At 67.5% G+C, this 19,734-nt stretch carries 17 protein-coding genes and 1 pseudogene; 16 read left to right on the forward strand and 2 right to left on the reverse strand.

All coding sequences use genetic code 11. From position 1 onward, the window contains the following. The first annotated feature begins 23 nt into the window (after positions 1 to 23). From BN1555_RS34065 to BN1555_RS34080, 4 genes are all read left to right on the forward strand, one after another. A complete protein-coding gene (locus BN1555_RS34065) occupies positions 24 to 704 on the forward strand; it encodes an ABC transporter ATP-binding protein (protein WP_255306324.1) in 681 nt (226 codons plus the stop codon). Continuing rightward, on the forward strand, positions 704 to 3,040 hold the full coding sequence (locus tag BN1555_RS34070; protein WP_093802995.1) for a hypothetical protein: 2,337 nt from the start codon (positions 704 to 706) through the stop codon (positions 3,038 to 3,040). Before BN1555_RS34065 ends, BN1555_RS34070 begins: the two co-directional genes overlap by 1 nt. Next, the gene (locus tag BN1555_RS34075) at positions 2,980 to 3,303 is read left to right on the forward strand and encodes a hypothetical protein (RefSeq protein ID WP_093802996.1); all 324 of its coding nucleotides are present in this window, start codon (positions 2,980 to 2,982) and stop codon (positions 3,301 to 3,303) included. The genes BN1555_RS34070 and BN1555_RS34075 overlap by 61 nt, the downstream gene beginning before the upstream one ends. A gap of 303 nt (positions 3,304 to 3,606) precedes the next feature. Next, entirely contained in the window at positions 3,607 to 4,983 is a 1,377-nt protein-coding gene (locus BN1555_RS34080; protein ID WP_093803855.1) for an IS1380 family transposase, read from the forward strand. A gap of 274 nt (positions 4,984 to 5,257) precedes the next feature. Here BN1555_RS34080 and BN1555_RS34085 read toward each other — a convergent pair whose 3' ends face one another. Beyond that, entirely contained in the window at positions 5,258 to 6,241 is a 984-nt protein-coding gene (locus tag BN1555_RS34085; protein ID WP_141662936.1) for a hypothetical protein, read from the reverse strand. 542 nt (positions 6,242 to 6,783) lie between these two features. Next, complete coding sequence (locus BN1555_RS34090) at positions 6,784 to 7,266, reverse strand: GbsR/MarR family transcriptional regulator (RefSeq protein WP_255306325.1); 483 nt, start codon at positions 7,264 to 7,266, stop codon at positions 6,784 to 6,786. Between the two features lie 95 nt (positions 7,267 to 7,361). Between BN1555_RS34090 and BN1555_RS34095 the strand changes: the two genes are divergently transcribed. From BN1555_RS34095 to BN1555_RS34145, 12 genes and pseudogenes are all read left to right on the forward strand, one after another. Further along, on the forward strand, positions 7,362 to 8,291 hold the full coding sequence (locus BN1555_RS34095) for an ABC transporter ATP-binding protein (RefSeq protein ID WP_093802999.1): 930 nt from the start codon (positions 7,362 to 7,364) through the stop codon (positions 8,289 to 8,291). A 46-nt stretch (positions 8,292 to 8,337) separates the two neighbouring features. Continuing rightward, complete coding sequence (locus tag BN1555_RS34100; protein WP_093803000.1) at positions 8,338 to 9,108, forward strand: ABC transporter permease subunit; 771 nt, start codon at positions 8,338 to 8,340, stop codon at positions 9,106 to 9,108. 212 nt (positions 9,109 to 9,320) lie between these two features. Further along, the gene (locus tag BN1555_RS34105) at positions 9,321 to 10,088 is read left to right on the forward strand and encodes a transposase (RefSeq protein WP_093796984.1); all 768 of its coding nucleotides are present in this window, start codon (positions 9,321 to 9,323) and stop codon (positions 10,086 to 10,088) included. Between the two features lie 70 nt (positions 10,089 to 10,158). Continuing rightward, positions 10,159 to 11,298 (forward strand): cytochrome P450, encoded by a 1,140-nt coding sequence (locus BN1555_RS34110; RefSeq protein WP_093803001.1) that lies wholly within the window; start codon positions 10,159 to 10,161, stop codon positions 11,296 to 11,298. A gap of 60 nt (positions 11,299 to 11,358) precedes the next feature. After that, a pseudogene (locus BN1555_RS34115) lies at positions 11,359 to 12,167 on the forward strand (IS5 family transposase). 250 nt (positions 12,168 to 12,417) lie between these two features. Further along, the gene (locus BN1555_RS34120; RefSeq protein ID WP_176710236.1) at positions 12,418 to 15,234 is read left to right on the forward strand and encodes a helix-turn-helix transcriptional regulator; all 2,817 of its coding nucleotides are present in this window, start codon (positions 12,418 to 12,420) and stop codon (positions 15,232 to 15,234) included. Between the two features lie 152 nt (positions 15,235 to 15,386). Further along, positions 15,387 to 15,887, forward strand: coding sequence for a hypothetical protein (locus BN1555_RS34125; RefSeq protein WP_093803003.1), 501 nt, complete (start codon positions 15,387 to 15,389; stop codon positions 15,885 to 15,887). Positions 15,888 to 15,927: 40 nt separating this feature from the next. Beyond that, a complete protein-coding gene (locus BN1555_RS34130; RefSeq protein WP_093803004.1) occupies positions 15,928 to 16,440 on the forward strand; it encodes a hypothetical protein in 513 nt (170 codons plus the stop codon). Between the two features lie 39 nt (positions 16,441 to 16,479). Then, positions 16,480 to 17,280, forward strand: coding sequence for a beta/alpha barrel domain-containing protein (locus tag BN1555_RS39725; protein WP_218058224.1), 801 nt, complete (start codon positions 16,480 to 16,482; stop codon positions 17,278 to 17,280). Continuing rightward, positions 17,256 to 17,906 carry a beta/alpha barrel domain-containing protein gene (locus tag BN1555_RS39730; RefSeq protein WP_218058225.1) on the forward strand — a complete coding sequence of 217 codons (651 nt, stop codon included), beginning with the start codon at positions 17,256 to 17,258 and terminating at the stop codon, positions 17,904 to 17,906. Before BN1555_RS39725 ends, BN1555_RS39730 begins: the two co-directional genes overlap by 25 nt. Then, positions 17,903 to 18,766, forward strand: coding sequence for an ACP S-malonyltransferase (gene fabD / locus BN1555_RS34140; protein ID WP_255306326.1), 864 nt, complete (start codon positions 17,903 to 17,905; stop codon positions 18,764 to 18,766). Before BN1555_RS39730 ends, fabD begins: the two co-directional genes overlap by 4 nt. 151 nt (positions 18,767 to 18,917) lie before the next feature. Further along, on the forward strand, positions 18,918 to 19,733 hold the full coding sequence (locus BN1555_RS34145; protein WP_093803006.1) for a MaoC family dehydratase: 816 nt from the start codon (positions 18,918 to 18,920) through the stop codon (positions 19,731 to 19,733). Position 19,734: the final 1 nt, after the last annotated feature.

Raw genomic sequence — 19,734 nt, forward strand, 5'->3', positions numbered from 1 at the left:
CAGAGAGCAGAAGGGCTGACGACATGACCGGAGCACCGCTGATCCAAACGCGCGACTTGTGTAGAGCCTACCGATCGGCAGTGGAGACGGTGTGGGCCGCACGAGAGGTGAACTTCGCCGCCAGCGCGGGCGAGTTCGTCTGCGTATATGGGGCGAGCGGCTCCGGGAAGTCGACCCTGCTGAACCTGCTGGCCGGCCTGGATGTCGCCGATACCGGTGACATCCAGGTCGCCGGTGTCGACGTCAGTGCGGCGGATGAGGCCCAGCGCGCGCGGCTGCGGTTGGACGCCGTCGGAGTGGTCTTCCAGCACCACCAGTTGGTGGAGGAGTTCACCGCCGCTGAGAACGTTGCGTTGCCGCTGGAGGCGCGCGGGGATTCGTCCTCTGCTGCCCGTGCAGAGGCTGTCGCCCAATTGGCCCGCGTGGGCCTGGCCGGGCTGGAGGACCGATTTCCAGGTCAGCTGTCCGGCGGCCAGCGGCAGCGGGTGGGTATTGCCCGCGCGCTGGCCGGTGACCGCGCCGTGCTCCTGGCGGACGAGCCGACAGGAGCGCTGGATTCGGCCGCTACGAGGGAGATGTTCACACTGCTGCGGAAGTTGTGCGACGAGGGGGTGCTGGCAGTGGTCTGCTCCCATGACACCCGCTGCCGGGAGTTCGCCGACTCGGTTTATGAGGTTGTCGACGGCCGCCTGGAACACCGCTGATGGCGCGGCAGCCGAAGCAGGCCGACAAGGGCAATTCGGTCCTGCCGCAGCCACGGCTCGCGGCACGGCTGGCATGGCGGCTGGGCCGGCGCCAGGGCCAATGGGTCGGTGCCTCTTCAACGGTGTTCGTGGCGGGTCTGTTCACGATGGCCATGTTCATCGCGTTGTCGACGTTGTCACTCTCAGGTGCTCAGGAGGCCGATCGCGGCTTGGGCCGTTTCGACGCTCTCGCGAGCGCTGAGATGACGCTTCCCCCCGGCAGTGAGACGCCGGCCCCGGCCATGGCCGGGGCGGCGCAGCAGGCCGGCGCGCACGAGTCCGCAGCCTTCCTCACCGCGCTCGACGTGCAGCTCGCCGTCACTCCGGCACGGAACGTGACCCTGCTGGAGGGACAGTGGAAGCCCAACCCATACCCAGATGTGTACGAGTTGACGGCCGGGCGCTGGCCGCAACAGCCGGGCGAGATCGTTGTGACCGACCCAGGGGACCTCAGAGCCGCGGCCGGTCAGACGCTCACCGTGCTCGGTGACGTTCGGCTGCGCGTGGTGGGCGTTGCGGACAACCACTACGCGAAAACCTCGGCCCTGCTCGCCGCGCCAGGCACGTGGAGCGGTCTGGACCCGAAAGTCGCTGAGGGCTACCCCTCCCTGGCCGCACAGCCGTACCTGCTGTGGACCGGGGGTCCAGAACAAGCCGTCATGGATGCGGTGACGAAGACGCTCACGTCGTACAGCGATGGCTCCAGCTCACAGGAGGCCAAGGGCGGACCGGAATTTCTGCCCGGCCCGCCGACCCTTCGGGCACAGATGGAGACCAAAGCAGCCGATTACTGGATCGAGAAGTCCCCCGCCGGATACGCCATCCCCGCCGTTCTGGTCCCCATGGGCGCCGTGCTGCTGATGTTCGGGCTCGTCGACCGACGCCTGCGGCGCACCACGGAGACCATGGTCTCCTTGGGCCTGCGACCCGCCACCACGGTAGCGGCCGTGAGCTTCGCCTGCGTGGCATGGTGCCTGGCGGCAGCTACCGCCGGTGCCGCTACCGGAGTCGCCACCGGCTGGGCCCTACGACCTCTCCTGGCGTACCTGCAAGACCGGCCGGTGGGAGATGTCGAAGGAATCACAGACGCTGCTACGCAGCTCCTCGCTCTGGTCGCGGCGACCGGAGTGCTGACCGGCGCGGGACTGCTCCTGGCCCGCCGGACCCGCAGCGAGCAGCCTCACCCCACCACCACGTCACCTGCACACCAGCCGCAGGCGAAGAATCTCCGCAAGAAGAGCGCTGCCACGGTTGTCCGCGATGTCCGCCAGCTGGCCGCGCTGGGTGTCTGGTGCGTCTGCATGGTCTACACGGCGACACGCCTCGACACCCCGTCCGAGGGCATGTTCCTGACCGCCCTGATCACGGCCGCGGTGGTGCTGACGTTGCCGGAGTTCTTCGGACTCGCGACCCGTCTGCTCACGGAACGTGACGCCCGCCGCAGGCTGGCCCGCCGTCAACTGCAGGCCGACCGACGGCGGGCACAGGCCGCCCTCGCCGTCCTCACTGTGATCATCGGCGCCAGCCTGGGCATGCTCGCCCTTCTCGACACCCTGATCCGCAGCAGCGAGAACACCGTGCAACCGGAGGTCCTGCCCGGCCAGGTACTACTGGCGCACCGGGCCAGCAGCGCCTTCGCACCACCCGAGCGGACGCTCACCGTGCTCAAGGAGAGCAAAGTTCTCGAAGGCCTTCCCCAGGTGGAACTCCACCGCCTCTCGAAGGAGTCCGTGGACGAAACCGGCCCCGTCCCCAGCACAACTCGCCAAGGCAACAACGGCGGCATCCTAGCCGTCGACTCACCCGACGACGTCCCCGTCCTGACCGGCCGCCCCCTTACCGCCGACCAGCGCGCGCTGCTCAACCGCGGCGGCCTCCTCGTCTGGGCGGACCGCGACAACGCCCCACCCCCGAAGGACAGCCGACCCGACTTGTGGTGGCTGAGGACGACCGCATCCTCACCGAAACCCCTCCCCTGCCCTCCAAACCACTGGGACTCGCACGCACGGGCTGGCGCGCCGGCACGGACGGAATCCTTCTCGTCGACACCGCCCGCCGCCTCGACCTCCCCATCGCCGTGCGGGGCCCGATCATGGTCGCCGACGCCGACGACGGCCAGGACAAGCGCGTGCAACAGATCCTCCAGGACCACGCGATCGACGCGCGCGCCGCCTACATCTACGTCGAGCCAGAACCACCGGTCCCGGATACAGCGCTCTACGTCTCCGCCGCGGCCTTGGCCCTGCTTGCACTCACCACCGTCCTCACCGCGCTCCGCGGCCAGACCCGAGCACTGAAGACCTACATCGACAGCCTCATCGCGCTCGGCATCCCGCCGTCCTGGGGCCGCCACATCATCCTCTGGCAGTACGCCCTGCTTCTGGGAACCGCCACTCTCCTCGGGCTCTTCATCGCCATCGTCCCGACCGTGGCTCTGGCCACCCGAATCCCCGACTTCCAGCTCAGCATTCCCTGGGGACAGATGAGCCTGCTCCTCGCCACTCTCGCCCTGGCCTCCGTACTCGCCGCAACCCGATCGACGCTCGCTCTACGCCGGTAGGGGCAGCGCCGTCCACCATGGATCGTTCTCAGGGTGAGCGAAGCGACCACCGGCCCGGCGCACCCATGCGGTGGTCACAGCAGTAGCCGGTGCCGCGCCGACGCGGGCCCGGGGCAGCTCGTCCCCCGTGGAACCGTCGCCCTGGTGCGATAGCGCACCAGGACGATCGGGACTGCTGCAGGGTTGGGCGACACCTGACCTGGCTTGCTGAGAGGCGGTCAGGAAAGCAGAAAATTGCTCTGACGAGCAAGAATGGGGATTGCCGAGGTCCTTGTTCCTGCCATCGTCGGAGGCACTTCCCAGGTGAAGAACTCTATCGGGTCCTATCCCCGTGTCCGTGTTCAGGACGATGGCCGCCAGGTCGTGTCCCAGGCCGGGTCGGTTCTCCTCGTCAAAACGGCCTGCAAGACCGGTCTCGACCAGGCGATATCCCGGGCTCTGGCTCCATGGCGCAAGCCGCGGGCCGTCCACGATCCCGGCAAGATCCTCCTGGATGTCGCCCTGGCGGTCGCGCTGGGCGGGGACTGCCCCGCGGACGTCGCGATGCTGCGGGCCGAGCCGGCCGTCTTCGGCCCGGTCGCCTCCGACCCGACCGTCTCCCGCCTGATCGACACCCTCGCCGCCTCCGGCGAGAAGGCCCTGCAGGCCGTCCGGTCCGCACGGGCCGAAGTCCGCAACCGGGTCTGGTCGTTGGCCGGCAGAAACGCCCCGGACACCGACGGCCAGGTCACCGTCGACCTCGACGGCGTTCTTGTGATCGCCCACTCGGACAAGGAGGACGCGGCAGCGACCTGGAAGAAGACCTACGGCCATCACCCGTTCACCGCCTTCGTCGACCACGGCCCGGGCGGAACCGGAGAACCGGTCGCCGCGCTCCTCAGGCCGGGGAACGCAGGCTCGAACACGGCCGCCGACCACATCACCACCGCCCGGCTGGCCCTCGCCCAGCTGCCGAAGCACTACCGGCGAGGGCGGCAGACGCTGATCCGCACGGACTCCGCCGGCGGCACCCGGGAGTTCGTGTCCTGGCTCGCCCGGCGAGGACGGTGGCTGTCCTACTCGGTCGGCATGACGGTCACCGGGCAGGTCCACGAACACGTTCTGAAGACCCCCGCCCAAGCGTGGACCCCGGCCGTCGGGACCGACGGCTCGGTCCGTGACGCTGCCTGGGTCGCCGAACTCACCGGCGGGCTCCTGGACGGCCGGCCGAAAGGCATGCGGCTGATCGTCCGCAAGGAACGGCCTCATCCCGGAACCCAGTTGCGGATCACCGACGCGGACGGCATGCGGATCACCTGCTTCGCGACCCACACCCCCGACCGGCCGATCGCCGACCTCGAACTCCGTCACCGGCTGTGTGCCCGCGCCGAGGATCGCATCCGCGCCGCCCGGGCCACCGGCCTGCGCAACCTGCCCCTGCACTCCACAGCCCAGAACAAGGTCTGGCTGGAGATCGTGCAGACCGCCCTCGATCTCCTGGCCTGGATGCCGATGCTCGCCCTGACCGGCAGGGCCAGACTCTGGGAACCCCGCCGCCTGCGCTTCCGGCTGTTCACCGCGGCCGGACAACTCGTGACCACCGGCCGCCGACGGATCCTCCGCCTCGCCCGGCACTGGCCCTGGACCAGCGAGATCACCGCAGCCCTCGAACGGCTCGCGCTCCTGCCGAACCCCGGCTGACCAGCAGATACCCCGCCCCTACGACGACAGCCCGATACCGGAGCAGTGGAACCCGGCGCCACCCCGAGACGACACTCGGGCCCTCAACCTGCCCGGCCTTCCCCACCCGCAACGAGACGGTCCGCCGACGGAGTCGGCGGACCATCAAGAAAGATCGAGGCTAGTGGGCCAGTCTGGCCAACCGTGTGCTCACCTCGGGAAGAGCGTGGTCGTGGTCGGTGCCGTGACGCCGCATGGCTCCTTCACCGCCTGTCAGCGGCGCGCGGCTGGCATCTCAGGCGATGCCGCTCTGTGGCCACAGCTTCTCGAACTCGGCGACCTGTTCGGAGGTGAACCGGCTGGGGCCCAGGACCCTCACCGGAGTGGTGTCCCAGGGGCGGTTTCCGCTGTGGTTCGGGGTGAGCATCACGCCGACGCCGCACAGCGACTCCGGCCGGCCGGTGCGTTCGCCGACCTGGTGGTGGCGCAGCATGACGTAGCTGCCGAACGACGCTTCCACGTACTTGTCGAACCGTGTCGCGCAGACGAAGAGCATCCGCCGGGCACTGGCCGCCTCTTGGTGGAGCTGGCGGCGTGAGCGCCACATGAGGTGGCCGTCAGGAGCTTGCTCGACGTCGTCGAGCATGTCGAGGAGCAATTGGCCCCATTCCTCGCGCATGCCGACCGGGAGGCGGCCGAGGCCGGCAAGCACTGTGAGCCGGTCGCTCTCGGAGATCGCGTCGCGCAGCATGCCGGTGGCTACGTCTTCGAGCACGTGCCGGATGACCAGATGGGCATTGGTCTGTCCGGCCCCTGCCGGGACCTGGGGAAGCAGAGGCGTGGAGAACCGGCGGCCGCCCGGTCCGACGAGTTCGGTGTCGATGTCCACAGGCGGTGCGGCGGCGTCGGCCGCCGCGAGTTCGTAGTACCGCACCGGCTCGTCGCCAAGCGCGATGGGCGGCTCTCCGGCCGCCCGGAACAGGTAGTCCAGTACCGCGGTGGTGGAGCGTAGCTGGTCGAAGAGGAAGTCCCAGTCCCGGCGGGTCAGGGTCAACGCGGGCATGCCGATCGGCTCGAACGTGGGCACCATCGCGTCCGGGATCTGGCCGTGGTCGAGTAGGGACACGGCCATCCACTCGTACGCGTCCCCCGCCACGGACAGGGTGGTACCCCGTCCGTTGACCATCTCGGCGGCCTGGAGGCGCAGCATGCGCACGGTCCCCTTGGCCTGGCTCATCGCCTTCCTGGTCACCTTCTGGATCCAGGCCCGCTCCGCCACGGCTGGTCTGCTGTGAATTGATGGATCGCTGCGGTGTCGCGGGAGTGGGCCGGAGCCGGCCCGCCGAGGTCTATGGTGATCGGCCCTGCCTCCGGCTGTGCGTATGGATGCAGATCTGGGCACTCACGGGACGGGACATGCTGCGGGCAGCGTCAGCGCTGACGTCGCGTTGTTGCCAACTTCGGCACCGAGAAGGAGGGCGCAGAGGGTTTCGGTGGCGGAGGGCTGGGACTGGGCGGTTGGCTCGAACCAGCCGGGCATGGCGGTCGACGAATGCTGCCTGTCTGTCGGCGTCGTTCGACCTGTGGGCTGCGTGCAGTGCGAGCCAAGTGGTGAGCGCGAGGTCTCGGAGCCACGCTTATGGGCGGGCCTGTGTTTCCGGGGCATCGGACTCGGCCAGGTCCTGGCCGATCACCTCTCGGGCCGCGACACGCTGAGTGTGGGGGCGTCTCATCGGCGGCCGAGAGGGTTTGGCGGTCTGGTGGTACTTCTTCTCAGGTCAGGAAACGCGGTGCCAGAGCCGTGAGGTGGGCATAGGACCGTCACTCCTGCTGTGAATCGTACTGTTCTCGCCATCTGTCGATCAGCGCGGCCATCTCACGCTGCATGAAACCGTAGAAATCCTGCATCTCGTCGAGGCGGCGGCCGACGGCGGATTCCTTGCCGGCGATCTTGATGCCTCCGGCGGCGGCGTCCCACATGCTGGCGAGGAGGGTGTTCTGGTTTCCCATAAGGGTGGCCCAGGCGTGTTCGCGAAAGCGGTAGTGGTCACGGCGGCTGCCGGGAGCCGGTGCACGTTCGATCATGCCGGTGGGGATGAGTTGGTTGACGGCGCCCGAGACGGCGCCCGAGCTGATCTGCAGGGCGTCGCACAGATCGCCCGCGGTCATGGTTTCCTGCCGGCTGAAGAGCAGGGCCGTCATCACGCGGGCCGTGGTCTTCTGCATGCCGCCCTGAGACAGGGTCAGGGCCAGCCTCTCCGCTTGGTCGCGCAGTTGTGCGTCAGTGTCCTCCGGGTCGCCCACGTCTGGCCTCCTCGATGCGGCAGGTCTCCATCATACATATAAACCTTAACGCTCAGAATGTTTATAGATCTCTGAAACTAGGCTATGTTCCGGGCATGGAGAATGTGATTGAGCTCCGGGAGCTCACCAAGACGTACGGCAGCCGCCGCGGCCTGACGGGCCTCAGCCTCGATGTGGTTCAGGGGGAGGTGTTCGGCTTCCTCGGTCCCAACGGTGCGGGCAAGTCCACCACGATCCGCTTGCTCCTCGATCTCATCCGCCCCACCGGGGGCAGCGCCTCCGTTCTGGGGCTCGACCCGAGGAGCGAGGGGGTCGAGCTGAGGCGTCGCGTCGGATACCTGGCGGGCGACTTCGTGTGCGACGGTCGCCAGAACGTTCGTAGTTACCTCCGTTTCCTGGCGCAGCTGCGCGGGGGAGTTCCCCAGGCGCGGATCGATGACCTGGCCGATCGGCTCGGTCTGGATCAGAGCGCGAAGATCAAAAAGCTTTCGAAGGGAAACAGGCAGAAGGTCGGCCTCGTGCAGGCGTTCATGCACGCGCCGGAACTCCTCGTCCTCGACGAGCCCAGTTCCGGTCTCGACCCCCTGGTTCAGCAGACCTTCCTCGACATGGTCGGGGAGGCGGCCGCAGGCGGCCAGACGGTTTTCATGTCGAGCCACATCATGAGCGAAGTGGAGGCCGTCGCGGACCGGGTCGGCATCATTCGGGACGGGCACCTCGTGGCCCTCGACGCCGTGGCGAACCTCCGTACCGGCGTCGTCTGTGACATTCAGGTGACCTTCGGGACGAGCGTTCCGGCGAAGGCGTTCGAGGGCGTGCCAGGCGGCGAACGCCTTCGGCTGGACGAGTCGGGTACGAAGGTCACGGGCCAGGTTTCGGGCAGCCCCGATGCCCTCATCAAGGCGCTCGCCCGCTACACGGTCACCAGTCTGCGCGCGTCGGAGCCCGCTCTCGACGAGCTCTTCCATTCGTACTACGAGGGTGCCGAAGCGGCACCGCGCACCGAGTCTGCGCCCATCGCCTGACCATGCATCAGAACGACGTTGCACTTCGGTATGGAAGGAACCACCCATGAGCACCGCGATCCTCACCAAAACACTGTCGGACAGCCGCCGAGCGCTGATCGGCTGGGCCGTCGGCACGGCCCTGGTCGGCATGGTGTACGCCAGCACCTACCCGACGCAGCGCGAGAACACCGAGACCATTCCCGAGGCTCTCCGCCAGAGCCTCAACGTCGACGGGACTGCGGCCGGCTATCTGCAGGCCACGGTGTTCGGGGTCATCGTCCCCCTGCTTGTGATGATCTACGGCATCACGATGGGAGCCCGCGCCGTGGCCGGCGACGAGGAGTCCGGACAGCTCGACCTGCTGCTCGCCCACCCGATCACCCGGACCCAGCTCGCCCTCCAGCGCTTCGGTGCACTCGTGGCAGGCGCCTTCGGTATTTCGGCCCTGGTCTGGCTCGCTGTCCTCGCTGTCCGCGACAGTGCGGAGCTGACCAGTGTCACACCGGTCGACTTCCTGGCCCAGTGCCTGAACCTGGCACTCCTCGCGATCACCTTCGGGGCGTTGGCCCTCGGTATCGGCGCGGCTGTGGGCCGGCGCGCAGTCGTTCTCGTGGTCGCCGCTGTCGTGGGGGTCCTCGCCTACACGGCCAACACCTTCGCCGTCCAGCTCGGTGCCGAGTGGCTCGTTCGCCTCTCGCCTTTCCACTACTACATCGGCGGCGAACCGCTGAGGAACGGCTTCCAGTGGGGCGACGCGGCCGTTATGGCCGTTGCCTCGCTCGTCTTCGTCGGAGCCGGACTCCTCCGCTTCAACAACCGCGACGTGAACAGCTGACCCACCGAGACACAGGCCGTCCGGCCGTGTTGCTGGGGTCGAGTCTGGGGCAGACCCGGGTGTATCTCCGGACAGGCAGCAGTCAAGCTGCCCATGACGTGCCCGACTCCTCAGGCGAGAAAGGTGATGGGGTGTCCACCATCGACAGCGAGATAGCTCCGCAGCCTAAGGCCTGTCCCGTAACTGCTGGTCACGGGTGAGATGATCTTGGTGTGGCTGGTGTGATCACGGCGTCGGAGCCGTCTTGGATAGCCCCGTTCACCGGGCTGAGCCCGCGCTGTTTCGGGAAGCTGGTGACCGTGCTGCGACGCGAGGGTGCGGATGCGGTCCGCAAGGGCCGGCCGTGGAGCCTTCCGCTGGAGGACCGGGCCCTGCTGGTCGCGGCGTACTGGCGCACCAACCTGACCATGCGCCAGCTCGCCCCGCTGTTCGGGGTCTCCAAGTCGGCGGCCGACCGCATCATCGACCACCTCGGGCCGATGCTCGCGCTCCAGCCCCGCAAGCGGTTCGCCAAGGACACCGTGCTGATCGTGGACGGCACTCTGGTCCCGACCCGGGACCACGCCATCGCCGCGCAGTCGAAGAACTACCGGTACTCCACCAACCATCAGGTCGTCATCGACGCCGACACCCGCCTGGTCGTCGCGGTGGGAAGACCGCTTGCCGGAAACCGCAACGACTGCAAAGCCTGGGAGGAATCCGGCGCCAAGGCGGCCGTCGGCAAGACCCTCACGATCGCCGACGGTGGCTACCCCGGCACCGGACTCGTCATGCCACACCGCCGGCGCAAAGGCGAAGAACTACCGGAGTGGAAGCAGGCGCACAACAAGTCCCACAAGCAGGTCCGCGCCCGCGTCGAGCACGTCTTCGCCCGCATGAAGACCTGGAAGATCCTCCGCGACTGCCGCCTCAAAGGCGACGGAGTCCACCACGCCATGCTCGGCATCGCCCGCCTGCACAACCTCGCTCTCGCCGGGTAGGCCAACGGACCGCACAGCGACCAGCCCTACCCAAGACGACTCGAAGATCATTTACGGGACAACCCTTAACGTGAACGACCCGGCGATCTACGACTGGTACCGCACCATGCGGGACGACCACCCGGTACATCAGGACCCGGCCACGGGCTGGTGGGTGGTGTACCGCTACTCGGACGCACGAAATGTCCTGACGAATCCGGGAACCTTCTCCTCGGAAATGCACAGGATGGGGTTCCCCGAATCGGGCCTGGAGAGCCTTCCGCAGATGGACCCGCCCCGTCACACCCGAGTCCGGAGGATCCTGGGCACCACCTTCACGCCGGGTTCGATCGCTGCCTATGAGCCGCAGATCGTACGGATCACCAACGAAATCCTGGACGGCTTCGGCGACCGGGACCGGATCGATCTCGTGGCGGACCTCGCGTACACCGTCCCTATCGCCGTCATCCTGGAGATCCTCGGTCTGCCGGCCGAGGACCGCCACCGGTTCTACGACTGGGCCCGGAAGGTCATGAGCGTCACGCCGGAGGAGATGGCGCAGGAGGGGTATCTGGAAGCTCTGGGTGAACTCCAGCAGGAAGCCATCGGCTATCTCCGTGAGAAGGTGCGCGAGCGCAAGAACAAGCCAGGCGACGACATGCTGACGCGGCTCGCCAACGCAGAGCTCGACGGCGATCGGCTCACCGAGGACGAGACGGTGAACTTCGCCAACGTGATGTTCGCCGGCGGGCATATCAGCACGACGATGACCGTCGCCAATGCGGTGGACCTGCTGGACCTGAACCCGAAGGCGCAGGCCGAGGTACGGGCCGACCGCAGCCTGATCGGGCAGGCCGTCGAAGAGGTGCTTCGCCACCGGCCACCGATCACGACGGGGCTCAGGGCTTCGACCCGCGAGGTGGAGGTGGCAGGCGTGACCATTCCCGCTAACCAGCACGTCGCCGCCAGCTTCTGTTCGGCCAACCGGGACGAGCGGCAGTTCCCCGACCCGGAGGCGTTCGACATCCACCGCAACAGCGAAGGGCGGCACTTCGGCTTCGGATTCGGCACCCACCACTGCATCGGAAACGCCCTGGGACGCCTGGAGACACGTCTCGTCCTAGGAGTGCTTTTCGACCGTTTCAAGGACATCGGCGTGGATCGCGACGGTGATCTCGCTTGGGCCATCCCCCCCAGATGGTCGGCTTCGACAAGCTTCCGGTTGCCCTGAGCCGGGTCTGACACCCACTTAGGAGTCATCTCATTTGGCTGGCTCGGTAGTCTGCTGGTCATGGTGGGGATCGTTGAGCGGCTGGTGCCGGACGAGTTGTGGGAGTTGTTCCAGCGGGTGGTGCCGGAGGCGCCGTCGCGGCCTCAGGGCGGTGGCCGGCGTCGGCACGGAGACCGGGAAGTGCTGGCCGCGATTGTCTTCGTGGCCACGTCGGGTTGTACCTGGCAGCAGCTGCCTTCGGTGTCGTTCGGCCCGTCCGGAGCGACTGCTCACCGGCGCTTCTCGGAGTGGTCGAAGGCCCGGGTGTGGGTCAAACTCCACCGCCTGGTCCTCGACGAACTCGGTGCCCGCGGCGAGCTGGACTGGTCGCGGTGCGCGATCGACTCGGTGAACATGCGGGCCCTGAAAAGGGGGACCTGACGGGTCCGAACCCTGTCGACCGGGGCAAGTACGGCTCGAAGATCCGCCTGATCACGGAACGGTCGGGTCTGCCCATATCCGTCGGCATTTCCGGAGCCAACCTGCACGACAGCCAGGCCCTGATCCCGCTCGTGAAGGACATCCCGCCGATTTGCTCGCGCCGCGGCCGGCGACGGCGAAAGCCCGGCAAACTCCACGCCGACAAGGGCTACGACTACGCCCACCTGCGGCGATGGTTACGTGAACGCGGCATCACCCACCGCATCGCCCGCAAGGGAGTGGAGTACTCGCAACGACTGGGCCGCCACCGCTGGACCATCGAACGCACCATGTCCTGACTCGCCGGTTGCCGCCGCCTCCACCGACGCTACGAACGCAAGGCCGATCACTTCCCCGCCCTCACGAGCATCGCCTGCACCCTCATCTGCTGTCACAGACTCGCCAAATGAGATGACTTCTTAAGAAATGCTTCCCGTGGCTGAACGCCTATCGACGGATTCCGTCCCGGGGCCGAAAATCGAGGTGAAGGATTCGTCGCGATTCGTTTGCGTGACGACAAATGTGCGTTAATTTCCGCGGAGGGGTCTACCCGGCCGATGCCTCCTGCCCCTATGTTTCCTCCTGTTCGTTCGTCTGCAGGCGATGAGGCCGAAATTGGTCTCCATTCAGGGGGTACGGCGAATGTGGCAGGAATGTGAGTTGCTGGAGCGAGACCGCGAGATCGAGCTGCTGCGGAAATCTCTGGAGCGGGCGAGACGTGGCGTCGGTGGCCTGGTCATGGTCGAGGGCGAGCAAGGCACTGGAAAGTCCAGCCTGTTGCAGCATGCGCGTGCCGAGGCGGATGGGCAGGCCTTTCAGGTGCTGAACGCCCGAGGTAGCGTGCTTGAGCAGGGGTTTTCGTGGGCTGTGGCGCGTCAGCTCTTCGAGCAGCAGGGCGTCGACCGTGCCGGAGAGGCGCTCGAAGAGGTGGACGCGGAAACTCCACCCCTGTCCCTCCCGTCGCAGGTCGACTCGGACGGTGCGACGACGAAAGGAGAGCGCGAAGAAGGGGGAAATGCCCTCTACTCGCTCCTGCAGGGCATGTACGGGATATGCAGAGATGCGTCTCTGAGGAGTCCACTGCTCTTACTTGTCGATGACGCTCAATGGATTGACACGGAGTCGGTAAGATTCATCAACTATCTGGTGAATCGTCTGGAGAATCACAAAATCCTCGTCGTGCTTGCCGTAACCCGCGGGGCGCACGAACCCGTGCAGGATCTGCTCATGGCCGTCTGCGGCTCTCCCGTTGCCGTCCTCACCCGCCTCGCACCGCTGAGCGAGGAGGCGGTACGGCGAAGAATCACCGGGCGTCTCGGCAGCGACGTACACGACGGTGTGCTGCGCGCCTGTTTCGACCTCACAGAAGGCAACCCACTCCATCTGGCTGAGTTGCTGGACCAAATGATCGGCCTGGGGTTGACACCCGACGAGTCTTCGTTACCGGAAATTCTTCTTCTCACCCCCGCGCGCATTTCTTGGCACATGCGCAGCCGCCTCAGGGAGTTGCCACCCGCAGCGGAGGTGCTGGCCAGTGCCATAGCGGTGCTGAACGGTCACGCGGAGCCCCAGCACTGCGCCCAGGTCTCAGGTCTCGACGAGGCCGAAATGTTCGACGCGGCGGGATGTCTCCGGGATGCGGACGTGCTCCGGCCCGGAATGCCGTACCGGTTTCGGCGCGCAGCGATGAGGCAGGTGGTGTACAGCCACATGTCGCCACGGGACCGCGGCAGCGCCCATCGGAGGTCCGCACGGTCGCTCCAGACCGCAGGGGCACAGGTGAGCGAGGTGGCCGAACACCTGGTTCGCACCGACCCGGCGGGCGATCCCTGGGCCGTGACCGTGCTGCGTTCGGCCTCCCGCGGTGCGATGCTCGGAGGTGATCCGCGTGCGGCGATCCGCTATCTCCGGCACGCTCTCGCCGAACCACTCTCCGAGCAGCCGCAGCCGGCGATTCTGGCGCAACTCGGCTCCGCCGAGCTACGAGCGCACAGGCCGTCGGCGGTGGACCGATTGGTGGAAGCTCAGTGCAAGGCCGAGGAGTGGGAGTCCGGGAGTGCGGTCCGGGCCGACCTGGGGGTGGCGCTGGCCGCCTCCGCCCGCTACGAGGAGGCACTGGCCGTCCTTTGCCAGGACCAGAACAGTGCTTCCGGGCAGGTGCGCTCCCTCGCCTCGGTACTTTCCAGACTGATACCGGGGGAGTTGCGGCGGCGGGACACACCTGCGGTTGTGCCGGGCACCAGAACCCTGCGCTCGCACGCCGCTGCCGAGGCCCTGTCCCGAGGATTGCACGTACGGCGTGTCCGTGGGCTGGCCGCTGCGGCATTGGCGGACGGCGACCTTGCAACGGATCACGACACCGAGCTGACCTCGGCCTCCATCGCAGCCTGGACTTTGGCGCAGTGTGACGACCTGGGTGCTGCGGAGCAGGCTCTGGACGAGCACACGCGCCGAGCCGCCGCATGCGGCCAACTGCTGACCGTGGACACCGCCCAGAGCCTGCGGGCGCGTGTTCTGTACGACACCGGTCGCCTCGGAGAAGCGGAACGGACGGCGCGCGTCGTACTCAGGCACCAGAGCGCGACGTCGCTGCGCCCCGCGTGCGTGCCGTTGGCGGCGGCCGTGCTCGTCCACTGCCTCATCGATACGGGGCGGCCGGAGGAGGCGGCGGATTTCCTGGACCGAACCGGACTGGCAGGACAACTGCCCGAGGCCGCCATGTTCGTGCCGCTCAGGGTGGCCCGGGGGCGGCTGTCGATTCGGCTCGCACGCTTCGGCGCAGGACTGGCGGAGATTAGCGACTGCCGGGATCTAGCAGCCCGGCAGGGATGGTGGTACCCGTCCGCGATCGGTGAATATCTCTCGGACGCCGTCCGTGCGTTGGTCCGGTCCGGCGAGTCCGCCGCGGCAGCCGAACTCGCCCTCGGTGAACTGGAGCGGGCTCGTGCCTTCGGCGCGGCACGTCCACTGGCCGTGGCTCTGCGCACCTACGGGGAACTCAAGGGTGGTGCCGAAGGGCTCGTTCTGGTGGAAGAAGCGCACAGGCTGCTCGACGGGCTGCCGGACGCGGTGGAGCGGGCCCGCACTCTGGTGGCGCTGGGATCGATGCTGCGGCGAGCGGGACAACGGAGCGCGGCACGCCGGAGGCTCGACGCCGGCCGGGAGTTGGCCCAGAAGATCGGAGCGGCCGCGCTGGAGGCGGAGGCCCGGTCGGAGCTCCGCCTCGCCGGGGCGCGTCCGACACGATCGGGGAGCTCTGCTGCGGTGCCGCTGACCCCGGCCGAGGAACGTGTGGCGAAGAAAGCGGCGACGGGTCTCAGCAACCGGGAGATCGCGCAGGCGCTGTTCGTCACCGTGAAGACCGTCGAATGGCACCTGAGCCAGACCTACGCCAAGCTCGGAATCGGCAAACGCTCCGAGTTGTCCGACGCACTGAGCGGCGGTATCTGCATCGAGGATTCCCCGCGGAGGGCCTGAGCGCCTTCCCCTCGAGGGGACTGGGGTTTCTGCTGGGGGTTCTCCTGGGGCGGGCGCCCACCCTTCTCGGCCAAGCTTGCTGCTAGTTCACCGGGGTGGCCGCTCGTCGGATCACTCCGGATACCTCTTCCCTCAACGGAAAGGTGGGATCAGTGAGCATTTCCGCCGATAAGCGGTACGACACCCTGACCGGGGCTGAGCGGTCCTTCGTGGACGGGGTGGCGCGGCACTACCACGAAGCACATGGCGTGACGTGGGAGAAGGGGCGCGTGATGGCTTGGATGATCATCAGCGACCCCATCGAGCAGACGCTGCCCCAGATCTCCGCAGCGGTCGACGCGACCGTCGACCAGATCGAGCAGCTGATCGAACAGCTCGTGCTGGCCGGCCTGTACCAGCGAATCGAAACGCAGGGTATGGAGACCCGCTACCGGCTTGTCGATGACGGGTACCCGAAAGCCGTGTCCGACACGTTCGCGAGCTGGCCGGAGTACCGCCGCATCTTTCAGTACGGACTGGAAGCGCTGGCGGACGCGAGCGACGAGCGTCGGCGGCGTATCGCCGAGATCGAGGAGCTTTTCGGGTACATCGTCGGCGATCTCGCCGACATGTCGAAGCGCTGGGACGAGTACAGCCGGAACGTTTCCGCTTGATCCCCTTTTCCGTCGATCCGCGCACTGAGGAGAAGAAGCCATGGCCACCGAGATCTTCCCCATCACTCTGACGGAGGGGGAGCGAACCTTCGTGGAGAAGGTCGCTCAGTACTACTTCGAGAACGACGGCATGCCTCATGAACGGGGTCGCGTCGTCGGCTACATGATGATCTGTGAGCCGGCCGTCCAGACCGCCGACGACATCGCGAAGGATCTCGGCGTGCCCCGTGCGGCGATCGACCGCATCGTGGACCAGCTCACGCCCGAGAACGACCCGGTGAGTGTCTTCGAGCGCAGTGGCGCCCTCAGCGAGAACTACACGCTGCAGCTGCGGGAGAACAGCTGGGCACCGAAGGTGCGCGGCATCTTCTCCGAGTTCCCCGACTTCCACCGCATCGCTGCGGCCGGACTGGCGGCGCTCCAAGCCGACGGCGCCTCCGAAGAGCGGCTGCGCCGCCTCGCGAACATGGAGCGTTTCCTCGGCTTCGTCAGCGCCGAGATGCCCGCCATCCTGGAGCGCTACGAGAAGCGCACGGGCGCAACAGCCGGTTGACCTGCTCCACATCCGTCCGTCGAAGGCGAGGAGACAAGGGTGACCGTGGGGGCCGGACATGTCGATGAGACCCGTGCCGGGCTGCCGTTCATCGCTCCGGAGGCGCTGGGCAGCGCGGACTTCACCGCCGACCACAACGTGCGTTACGCCTATGTGGCCGGCTCCATGTACAAGGCGGTCGCATCGGAGGACATGGTCGTCCGGATGGGCCGGGCGGGGCTCCTGTCGTACTTCGGCGCAGGAGGGCTGAGCCCCGACCGGATCGTCGCGGCGATCGACCGCTTCCGTCGAGAGCTCGGGGACGGTCCGTACGGGCTCAATCTCCTCGCGAGCCTGGAGAATCCGGCGAAGGAGAAGGAACAGGTCGACCTGCTTCTCCAGCATCGAGTACGCCGGGTGGAGGCGGCGTCCTTTCTCCGCCCGACACCGAGCCTGGTGCGGTACCGGCTGAGCGGTCTGCGCGTGGGCCGCGACGGCGCCGTGGTCATTCCCAACCGGGTCATGGCCAAGGTGTCCCGCCCCGAAGTCGCGGAGTGCTTCCTTCGGCCCGCACCGCGCGTCCTCGTGGACGCCCTCGTGGACGCGGGACGGATCACGCCGGAGGAAGCCGCTCTCGCCGACCGCGTGCCGTTGGCAGACGATCTTGTAGCGGAGGCAGATTCGGGCGGTCACACCGACCAGCGGCAACTCGTGATCCTTCTTCCGGAGATCATCCGCCAGAGGGACCGGGTCGCCCGCGACGTTCCCGCCGCCGCCAGGATCCGGGTCGGAGCGGCAGGGGCATCGGTGTTCCGGAGGCGGCGGCGGCCGCGTTCGTGCTGGGCGCGGACTTCGTCCTGACCGGAAGCATCAACCAGTGCACGGTGGAATGCGGCACCAGCGAGCGCGTCAAGGACATGTTGCAGGAGGCAGAGGCGCATGATATGGCGATCGTGCCCGCCGGCGACATGCTGGAGACCGGGGCGCGCGCCCAGGTCCTGCGGCGCGGCCTGTTCTACCCGGCCCGCGCGAACAAGCTGTACGAGCTCTACCGCCGCCACGGCTCACTGGAGGAACTGGACCGGCGCACTGCCGACCAGCTGCAGCGGCGCTACTTCAGGCGGAGCTTCGAGGACGTCTGGGAGGAGACGCGCGCCTACTACCGGCGAGCGAACCCGGAAGCCCTCGCACTGGCCGAGAGCGATCCCAAACACAAGATGCTGCTGGTGTTCAAGGCCTACTTCGTGCAGTCCATCCGCCTCGCTATGAGTGGTTCGGAGGAGCACCAGGTCGACTACCAGATCAACTGCGGACCGGCTCTCGGTGCCTTCAACTCATTCGTGCGGGGAACGGAGCGCGAGAGCTGGCGCAATCGCCACGTCGACGACATAGGAGAGATGATCATGCGGGGAGCCGCCGACATTCTGACCGACCGGTTCGGTGTTATGGCGGCGTCATCGCGCCGGAGCAGGGAGGCGCGGCCGTGACGCTCGTCCACCTCTTCGCCGGCCAAGGCTCCCAGCGCGTGGGGATGGGCCGGGAACTGTTCCGGACCTATCCCAACCTGGTTCGTCAGGCGGACTCCCTGCTCGGATACTCGGTGGCCGAACTCTGTCTCGACGGCCCGGCGGACCGCCTTGCCGACACCCGCTACACCCAGTGTGCCGTCTATGTGGTGGACGCCCTCGCCTACGTCGATTCCGTGCGGACCAGTGGGCGGATACCCGAGGTCATGGCTGGCCACAGCCTCGGCGAGTACGCCGCGCTCTTCGCGGCGGGAGTCTTCGACTTTCGGACCGGGCTGGAGATCGTGGCCAAGCGCGCCGCGCTGATGGCCGATACGGAGCCCGGTGCGATGTCCGCTGTGATCGGACTCGACGAGGAAAGGGTCCGCTCCCTGCTCGACACTTCCGGGCTTCCGGTCGACGTAGCCAACCTCAACGCACCGGACCAGATCGTCATCTCCGGCCCGGTAGCAGCGGTCGAGACGGTGTCGTCTCTCATTCGCGAACACTCCCAGGCCGTGGTGCCACTCAAGGTGAGCGGTGCGTTCCACTCCCGCTGCATGGAGCCCGCCGCCCGGAAGTTCGATCGGTTCCTCAGCGGCTATGTGCTGGCACGCCCGAAGATTCCTGTCATCGCGAACACCACGGGCCGCGTCTATGGCGAGGACATCGCCGGCACCCTGTGTCGGCAGTTGACCTCGTCCGTCCGCTGGACCGAGACGGTTGTTCATCTGCTGGGTCTGCCCGAACCGGATCTCCGGGAGATTGGCCCCGGAAGCACACTGACCGGCCTGACCAAGCACATCCAGGCGTCCCTGCGCGAAGCGGCGGTCGGGGCGTAGGGCCCTCGTCCGGATCAGGCCGGCTCAGGGTGCCGGACCTCGCGAGCCCTGCACGGTCCTGACGAAAGGCCCAGGTGTCCCACCGATCAAGCCGGGCCCGCCGGGCCGGGCACCCCACCTCGCGGCACTGCGGAGAGGAACAACGGCGAAAATGGATCCCAAGTCCGCTACTGGCAGTCTGCATGTCACCCACGACGAGGTTCTCAGCTTCGCCGAGGCCACTGGGGACGCCAGCCCGCTGCACGTGGACGCGTCGTACGCGCGGTGCACTCCTTTCGGTGAACCCGTTGCACACGGACTGCTCTGCCTGCTGAAGGTGCTCGCGGAGGCCCCGCCGTTGACCGGGAGAACGCTGGCCGCCCTGCGGGCCCGTTTCGTGGGACCGGTGCTTCCGGGGCAGAGCTACGTCTGGGAGGTCGAGACGGCGGCCCCGGAGGGCGAGGACGGTGCTATCGGCCTGAGCATCCGGGTGGTCGACGGACGCAGGACCCTCATCGAGGGCGAGGCCGACTTCGTCCGTGGAGAGCTTCGGGCCGCCCCCCCGAAAGCCGCACGCCCCAAGGCAGCGACCGAGTCCGCGGTGACTCCGTTCGAAGAGCTCGCGGTGGGCGCGGTCCACGGCGGCGCCTACCGGCCCGACTGGCAGGCACTCCGCTCGTTGGGGGCGGAGCTGTGCCTCCCCGATCACGGTGTCGGAGTGGAGCACCTTGCCGTACTGGGCTGGTCCAGTCATCTCGCCGGGATGGAGGCGCCCGGACGCGCCGCGATGATCAGCGGCTACGAGATGACCTGCGACGACGCTGCCGGTCGCAAGGGCTTCACGGGCCGGGCGGAGATCACGGACGTCGACGAACGTTTCCGTACGGTCCGGCTGGCGGGAGAAGTCCTCGTCGGCAGGCTCGAGGCGCACGTGAGGCTCCGAACCGTCGTGCGCCGTGAGGCTGTCCCCCGTCCACCGGCGAACTGAG

The sequence above is a fragment of the Streptomyces sp. Wb2n-11 genome, from assembly GCF_001049855.1.
Classification (GTDB): domain Bacteria; phylum Actinomycetota; class Actinomycetes; order Streptomycetales; family Streptomycetaceae; genus Streptomyces; species Streptomyces altiplanensis.

Bases quoted from the DNA above. Each gene is read 5' to 3' on its own strand.
- BN1555_RS34095 (WP_093802999.1), top strand. From the start codon at position 7,362: ATGGAGAATGTGATTGAGCTCCGGGAGCTCACCAAGACGTACGGCAGC.
- BN1555_RS34100 (WP_093803000.1), top strand. From the start codon at position 8,338: ATGAGCACCGCGATCCTCACCAAAACACTGTCGGACAGCCGCCGAGCG.
- BN1555_RS34145 (WP_093803006.1), top strand. From the start codon at position 18,918: ATGGATCCCAAGTCCGCTACTGGCAGTCTGCATGTCACCCACGACGAG.
- BN1555_RS34070 (WP_093802995.1), top strand. From the start codon at position 704: ATGGCGCGGCAGCCGAAGCAGGCCGACAAGGGCAATTCGGTCCTGCCG.
- BN1555_RS34130 (WP_093803004.1), top strand. From the start codon at position 15,928: ATGGCCACCGAGATCTTCCCCATCACTCTGACGGAGGGGGAGCGAACC.
- BN1555_RS34065 (WP_255306324.1), top strand. From the start codon at position 24: ATGACCGGAGCACCGCTGATCCAAACGCGCGACTTGTGTAGAGCCTAC.